Annotated in this window: 8 protein-coding genes; 5 read left to right on the top strand and 3 right to left on the bottom strand. The window is 72.5% G+C overall.

The window, feature by feature from the left end; all coding sequences use genetic code 11:
* Positions 1 to 286 (top strand): fatty acid desaturase family protein (locus ACTJKO_RS09645; RefSeq protein WP_440688077.1); only part of this gene is annotated, 286 nt, incomplete at its 5' end.
* A 72-nt stretch (positions 287 to 358) separates the two neighbouring features.
* Here ACTJKO_RS09645 and ACTJKO_RS09640 read toward each other — a convergent pair.
* Positions 359 to 1,318 (bottom strand): zinc-binding dehydrogenase, encoded by a 960-nt coding sequence (locus tag ACTJKO_RS09640; RefSeq protein ID WP_440688075.1) that lies wholly within the window; start codon positions 1,316 to 1,318, stop codon positions 359 to 361.
* Positions 1,319 to 1,404: 86 nt separating this feature from the next.
* On the opposite strand from ACTJKO_RS09640, the gene ACTJKO_RS09635 reads away from it, so the two are divergent.
* Positions 1,405 to 2,037, top strand: a complete 633-nt coding sequence (locus ACTJKO_RS09635) for a TetR/AcrR family transcriptional regulator (RefSeq protein WP_440688073.1) — start codon at positions 1,405 to 1,407, stop codon at positions 2,035 to 2,037.
* Positions 2,038 to 2,217: 180 nt separating this feature from the next.
* On the opposite strand, the gene ACTJKO_RS09630 is transcribed toward ACTJKO_RS09635, so the two are convergent.
* The gene (locus ACTJKO_RS09630; protein WP_440688071.1) at positions 2,218 to 2,910 is read right to left on the bottom strand and encodes a DUF6766 family protein; all 693 of its coding nucleotides are present in this window, start codon (positions 2,908 to 2,910) and stop codon (positions 2,218 to 2,220) included.
* A 208-nt stretch (positions 2,911 to 3,118) separates the two neighbouring features.
* Between ACTJKO_RS09630 and ACTJKO_RS09625 the strand changes: the two genes are divergently transcribed.
* On the top strand, positions 3,119 to 3,901 hold the full coding sequence (locus ACTJKO_RS09625; RefSeq protein ID WP_440688069.1) for a glycoside hydrolase family 16 protein: 783 nt from the start codon (positions 3,119 to 3,121) through the stop codon (positions 3,899 to 3,901).
* A 12-nt stretch (positions 3,902 to 3,913) separates the two neighbouring features.
* On the opposite strand, the gene arr is transcribed toward ACTJKO_RS09625, so the two are convergent.
* Positions 3,914 to 4,324 carry an NAD(+)--rifampin ADP-ribosyltransferase gene (gene arr, locus ACTJKO_RS09620; protein WP_440688067.1) on the bottom strand — a complete coding sequence of 137 codons (411 nt, stop codon included), beginning with the start codon at positions 4,322 to 4,324 and terminating at the stop codon, positions 3,914 to 3,916.
* Positions 4,325 to 4,445: 121 nt separating this feature from the next.
* Between arr and ACTJKO_RS09615 the strand changes: the two genes are divergently transcribed.
* A complete protein-coding gene (locus ACTJKO_RS09615) occupies positions 4,446 to 5,366 on the top strand; it encodes an ABC transporter ATP-binding protein (protein WP_440688065.1) in 921 nt (306 codons plus the stop codon).
* The gene (locus ACTJKO_RS09610; protein WP_440688063.1) at positions 5,363 to 6,193 is read left to right on the top strand and encodes an ABC transporter permease; all 831 of its coding nucleotides are present in this window, start codon (positions 5,363 to 5,365) and stop codon (positions 6,191 to 6,193) included. Before ACTJKO_RS09615 ends, ACTJKO_RS09610 begins: the two co-directional genes overlap by 4 nt.
* Positions 6,194 to 6,221: the final 28 nt, after the last annotated feature.

Raw genomic sequence — 6,221 nt, 5'->3', positions numbered from 1 at the left:
CCAGGTCCGCACCTCCCGCAACATCCGCGGGGGCTGGTGGGTCTCGTTCCTCATGGGCGGTCTGAACCACCAGGTGGAGCACCACCTGTTCCCGTCGATGCCGCGCCCTGCGCTGAAGCAGGCCCGTCTGCTCGTCCGCGACCACTGCGACACCCTCGACGTCCCGTACACCGAGACCACGTTGCTGCGGTCCTACGGCATCGTCGTCCGGTACCTCAACCGGGTCGGGCTCGCTGCCCGCGACCCGTTCGCCTGCCCGATGGTCGCGCAGTTGCGCATCCACTGACGCCGGCGGCGCATCCGCCACCACCTCGGACTGGAGGCGCGNGCGCCTCCAGTCCGGTGGTGGGGACGTCGGTCAGGGTGTCAGCACGATCCGCCCGAACACCGTTCCCTCGTCCATCCGGCGGTGCGCCTCGGCCGCCTCCGCGAGCGGCAGCACCGCATCGACGACCGGGGTGAGCGCGCCGGAGGCGGCGTCGCGGAAGAGCTCGGCGCGCGCGGACGCCAGCGCGTCGCGCGGCACCGAGTCGAGGCTGAACGTCGCGAACGACCACGACCGCTGGAACGATCCGAGGAGCCGTGCGCCGATGTCGGCCACCGGCGGCATCCCGGCCACCGCACCGACGAGCACGAACCGGCCGTTCGGTGCCAGCCGCTCGACGAAGTCCCCCGTGTCCGGCCCGCCGGCGATGTCGATCACGACGTCGTGGGCCCCGGGGCCGTCGCCGTGGCCCTGACGGTCGAGCACGTGGGTCGCTCCGAGCGCCCGGAGTCGCTCACCCCGTGCGGCCGAACCGGTGGTCACGGTGACGGCCGACGCCCCGGCGCGTGCGGCGAGCTCGACGGCGGCGATCCCGATGCTCCCGGCCGCACCGCGGACGAGCACTCGTTCGCCGGGCTCGAGCCGTGCGTGCGCGAGCGCGAACCGCGCGACGGGAGCCGCGGAACCGAGCGCCACGGCGTCGACCGCGGCGAACCCGTCGTCGAGCGGGATCGTGTCCTCGACCCGGGCGACGGCACGCTCGGCGTACCCGCCGCCGAGTCCCGTGAACGCCCACACCCGCCGACCGGTCCAGGAGGCATCGACCCCCTCGCCGACCGCGGTCACGGTGCCGGCGACCTCGCTGCCGGGAACGTGCCCGGGGCGGACGTCAGCGCGGCCGATGGTCCCGCGGCGGATGACGGCGTCGACACCGCCGACGCCGATCGCCTCGGTCTCGATCAGCACCTGGCCGGCTTCGACCACGGGATCGGGCAGATCGGTGGGGACGAGGCCGTCCGGGGGACCGAAGGACTGGATGGTGATGCCGCGCACGGATGCTCCTCCTGGCTGCCGGGGGTCGGTCCGGCGCCGCTGCGACGCTAACGGACGCCTGCGTCCACTTCGCTAGAGTGAGAGCGATGAGCGACGAGGTGTCTCACCTGCGGGCGGATGCGCGCGAGAACCGTGACCGGGTGCTCCAGGCGGCGCGCGACCTCTTCGGCTCGCACGGGCTCGGCGTCACGATGCGCGACGTCGCCCGGCACGCCGGGGTCGGACCGGCGACGCTGTACCGACGGTTCCCGACCCGGCAGGACCTGATCGACGCCGCCTTCGACGACGAGCTCGAGCTCTGCCGGTCGATCGTGCTCGACGGCGCGGGGGAGCCCGACGCGTGGCAGGGCCTCCGCAGTGTGGTCGAACAGGTGGTCGAGCTGAACGCGCGCAACCAGGGGTTCGTGGACGCGCTCGTGGCCGAGGGGCACACGTCGGACCGGCTCGTACGGCACCGCGCGGAACTGCTGCACGCGCTGGCGTCGATGACGGTGCGGGCGAAGGCGTCGGGGGAGCTCCGGCCCGACTTCGTGGTGGACGACCTGTTGCTGGTGCTCCTCGCGGCGCGGGGGCTGCGTGGGGACGACCCCGGCGAGCGGTTGGTCGCGGCGCGACGGTTCGCGGCGCTGGCGCTCGGCGCGTTCCGGGCGTCCGGCGCGAACGAGCGGCTGCCGGAGCCGGCCCGCGTGGTCGGCGCTGCCCTGCGCGGGCAGGTCTGACGCGGGCGCGGGCCGCGCTGGCCGTCGGGCACGGGGCCGACTCCCGCGCTCAGCGACAGTTCACGCGCTCCGGGCGGCGTGAACTGTCGCTCAGCCCGAAACTCGGTACCGAGCGACCGGCCGCGCGACCGACCGCCCGCCCGGCCGCCCGGCCGCGCCGCGCGGACCGGGCGCCGCCCGTCACGCGCCGGTCTCGGTGTGCGCGGCCGCGACCGGCTTCGACTGGCTCGACCCCCGCTGCCGCAACCACACCGTCGCGACCACCATCACGGTGATGACCAGGAACTCGGACTGCCAGTTCTGCATCGACTCGAACCAGAACTGGCTCGTCCCGAGGTACTGCCAGCCCGTGACGACCGGGCCGCCGTGCTCGACCTGCTCCTGGTTGTACGCAGCCGCACCGCCGATCACGTGCCCGACGACACTGCCGACGAAGAGCACCGCGAACAGGATCAGCAGCGAGTTCTCGTACAGGACGAGCGCGACACCGCCACGTCGGACCGGCCAGGGCACGTGCGGCTCGTCGGCGTGGTCCCGCGGGTCGGCGTCCTGCGGGGCGTCCTCGTCGAGGGGCTTCGACTCGCTCGACCCCTTCTGGAAGAGGAACGTCGTGAGGACGACGTAGGACCCCATCTGCAGGAACTCGCTCTCCCAGTTCTCGAACGTGGCCTCCGCGAAGTCGCCGCTGGTCAGGAACGCCCACAGCGACTCGGTGGCCTGGCCGTGGAGCAGCGCGTCGTGGTCGGCCACGCGCCAGCCGGCGAAGACCATCCCGGTGAAGCAGAGCAGGAACACGATCGCGTTCGCGAGGAAGAGCCCGTTGCGCCCGGTCCACGACCACGCGGCGGGGCGTGCCCGCAGGAAGACACTCATCGGGTCGGACCTCCACTCGTCGACGAACGGCCTCCGTCACGCTACTGCTGGGCGCCCGGTCGGCCCCTCGGACTGGGGTCGGGGTGTCGCTCGGAATGGGGGCGAAGCCGGTTGCGCCGGACAACTAGCGTTCACGGCGAACGGCCGAGATCCGGCCGGGAGGTGTCCACGGGACGGACGCCACGGTCACGCCAGGGAGTGACGACAGATGCAGAAGCGCGCACCGAAGAAGGTCCTGTTCGCCGCCGTGCTCCTCACCGCCACGCTCGTCGCGGTGCCGCTCGGGCAGGGGAGTGCGGCGTCCGCGGCGACGAAGGCGTCCCGGAGCGGGGTGACCCGAGCGCCGGTCGGGAACATCGGGAAGTTCAAGCAGCGGTACGTCGAGGACTTCGCCACCGCGGCCCCGGCCGACGGGAAGTTCGCCAAGACGTACGCGAAGACGTGGCAGCCGTACCCGGACGGCACCGGGGGGATGTACTTCTCCGGGTCTCGGATCAGCGCGCACGACGGCGTGATGGACGTCTCGCTGAACGGGAAGCAGGGCGCTGCCGGCACCTTCGGGACGCCGTCCGGCGCGTGGACGCACGTCGGCGGGAAGTTCACCGTCCGGGCGAAGGCGACCGGCGGCGACGGGAACGGTGCGGCGTTCATGCTCTGGCCGACCTCGGACACGTGGTCGGACGGGGAGATCGACTTCCCGGAGGGCAACTTCGAGGCGAAGCCGAACCTGTTCCACCACTCGATGACGCCGGGCAACGAGTGGCAGACCGTGACCATGTCGTCCGGCGTCTCCTGGCGCGACTGGCACACCTACTCGGTCGAGTGGATCCCGGGGAGGTCGGTGTCGTACAGCGTCGACGGCAAGACGATCGCGACGGTCACGAAGGACGTCCCGACGACCGCGCACCGGTACATGTTCCAGGTGGGCGACTGGGGCGCGTCCGGGCACTTGATGATCGACTGGGTCACGACGTACGACTACGTCCGCTGACGGCCGTCGACGTCAGTTGATGATCTCGCCGCGCTCGTCGTCACGGAGCGCGGCGAGCCGGTCGCGCCAGGCCTGCAGCGCCTCCGGCGTGAGCCGTGTCCAGTCGGTCACCTCGCCGGTGATCCGCAGCGGTGCGGCGCTGCGGTAGGAGCGGGTGGGGTTGCCGGGGAACTTCTTGTCGGTCACGTTCGGGTCGTCCTCGTAGGGGCCGGTCGGCTCCACGGCGTACACGCGCGGGCGCCCGTCGCCGGCCGCGAGCTCCGCCGCCAGGCCCGCACCGTCCCGGAGTGCGGTGAAGTAGACGTGCTTCATGACGACCTCGGGGCGGTAGTTCGACCGGAACCCCGCCGTCAGGAGGTCGCCGACCTGGAGGTCCGCCTTCGTCCCGTGGAAGAACGGCCCGTCGTCGAGTGCGTCGCTCACGCCGTCAGGGTAGCGCCGGACCGCCCCGTGCGGGGGAGGTCCTCGAGGAGGAGATCCGAGCACCGGCATCTCCCCCTCACGGCGGACGCGGTGGCCGGACGGCCTCCCGTAGCGTGGCGCCGTGATCGAAGTCGAGCACCTCACCAAGCAGTACGGTCCGAAGACGGCGGTCGACGACGTCTCCTTCGTCGTCCGACCCGGCAGCGTGACGGGCTTCCTCGGCCCCAACGGCGCCGGGAAGTCCACCACGATGCGGATGATCATGGGGCTCGACCGCCCCACCGCGGGGCGGGCGACGGTGAACGGGCAGCCGTACCGCACCTTCCGTGACCCGCTGCGCCAGGTCGGAGCACTGCTCGAGGCGAAGGCGGTGCACTCCGGTCGGAGCGCGTACAACCACCTCCTCTCGCTCGCCGCGACGCACGGCATCCCGAAGGCCCGCGTGCACGAGGTCATCGACATGACCGGCCTCGAGTCGGTCGCGAAGAAGCGCGTCGGCGGGTTCTCCCTCGGCATGGGGCAGCGACTCGGCATCGCCGCGGCGCTCCTCGGCGACCCGAAGACCCTCATCCTCGACGAACCGGTCAACGGCCTCGACCCCGACGGCGTGCTCTGGGTCCGCCAGCTCGCCCGGCGCATGGCCGCCGACGGTCGGACGGTCTTCCTGTCGAGCCACCTCATGAGCGAGATGGCGCAGACGGCCGACCGCGTCGTCGTCCTCGGCCGCGGCCGGGTGCTCGCCGATGCCCCCATCCAGGAGTTCGTCGCCGGCGGGGACGTCGCCGGCGGGTCCAGCCGCGTCGTCGTCCGGACGCCCGCGCCGGAGCAGTTGTTCGGCGCCATCGGCCCGGACGCATCGGTCACGCCGCGCGAGGACGGCACCTTCCTCGTCGTCGGGCCGGACGCGACGACGATCGGCGACATCGCCGCGCAGGTCGGCGTCCCGCTCCACGAGCTCACCCCGGTGGGCGCCAGCCTCGAGGAGGCGTACATGGCACTGACCCGCGACGACGTCGAGTACCGATCGGAGGGCGCCCGATGACCGCCACCACCCTGCCCGACTCGATCGGCCTCGGCTTCACGAGGCTCGTCCGCAGCGAGTGGATCAAGCTCCGCAGCATCCGGTCGACCGTCTGGTGCCTCGCGATCCTGGCCGTCGTCACGGTCGCGATGGCCGTCCTCGTGGGGAGCGCCCTCGACGCGGGCCCCCAGGTGACCGAGGAGGGCGCCGACCAGACGATCGTGATGATCAACACGGTGAGCGTCGGGCTCACGGCGCTCGTCGTCGCGGTCCTCGGCGTGCTGATCATCACCGGTGAGTACGGGACCGGTCAGGTCCGCTCGACCTTCACCGCCGATCCCGGCCGCATCGGTGCGGTGATCGCGAAGGCGGCGGTCCTCGCGGCCACGACCTTCGTCGTCAGCGCTGTGTCGATCTGGATCGGGGCGTTCGCCTCGACGGCGCTGCAGGCGGGCAAGGGGCTGCACGCGGACCTCGCCGACCCCTCGGTCGCCATGCCGCTGCTCGGCGCGTCCGTGTACGTCACCCTCGTGGCGCTGCTCGCCTACGGGATCGGGCTGCTGGTCCGGTCGAGCGCCGGCGGGATCGCGATCACGCTCGGCATCCTCCTCGTCCTGCCCGTCGTGCTCTCCCTGGTCGCCGGTGCGGCCGGGTGGCAGTGGCTCTCGGACGTGATCCAGTTCCTGCCGGCCCAGGCGGGCGCGCAGCTCCACACCTTCTCGTCGGGGGACGACGGGCAGTCCTCGGGCGTGGTCCTCAACGGCTGGGGCGGGTTCGGTGTCCTGTCCGCGGAGGTCGTCGCGGTGGGCGCCCTCGGGCTCCTGGCCGTGCGTCGGCGCGACGTCTGAGCGGACCACGCACCGGACTGGAGGCGCG

The sequence above is a fragment of the Curtobacterium sp. 22159 genome (genome assembly GCF_052045775.1).
GTDB lineage: Bacteria > Actinomycetota > Actinomycetes > Actinomycetales > Microbacteriaceae > Curtobacterium.
The sequence above is the reverse complement of the archived record's forward strand: the minus strand, read 5'-3'. Positions and strand labels throughout refer to the sequence as shown.